This window comes from Anoxybacillus sp. EFIL (assembly GCF_013096955.1).
Lineage (GTDB): Bacteria > Bacillota > Bacilli > Bacillales > Anoxybacillaceae > Anoxybacillus > Anoxybacillus ayderensis.
Genome location: NZ_SDLH01000115.1, coordinates 1 through 405, shown reverse-complemented (window position 1 = coordinate 405; position 405 = coordinate 1). Strand labels below are relative to the sequence as shown.

The 405-nt window shown below is 48.1% G+C and carries 1 protein-coding gene; it reads right to left on the bottom strand.

The window, feature by feature from the left end; all coding sequences use genetic code 11:
- Positions 1 to 364 (bottom strand): hypothetical protein (locus tag ES017_RS15595; protein WP_171335309.1); only part of this gene is annotated, 364 nt, incomplete at its 3' end.
- Positions 365 to 405 lie beyond the last annotated feature (41 nt).

The window sequence follows — 405 nt, the reverse complement described above, 5'->3', positions numbered from 1 at the left end:
CTTTAGCGATGAGAGAGCCTTCCTTTTCTTCAAATTCAAGGCGTTTCAGCTTTGCCTGATAAATTTTTTCTGCGGTCTTAGCCTTGTTGAATTGCACCGCAACACCGGAAGTACCACCAGCTAATCCGGCATCATCAGCGGGTAACTCTGGTTGTTCCGAAGATATCCCATGCCCTCTTTTTCCATTTTCAGCAGATACCTCACGACCAACCTGTCGGCTCGCTTCATAAGCCGCACTGGCTTTATCAAAATCCAGCTTGCCGCTTTTCAGCACTGGAATGCGACCGGAACGACAGAGCTTCGTAACCATTGCCGGAGAAATACCTTTCCGGCGGGCAAACTCTGACTTACTGACGATGGCCATTACTTGCAACCATTAGCAAGATACTGAACAAATCCCTCATG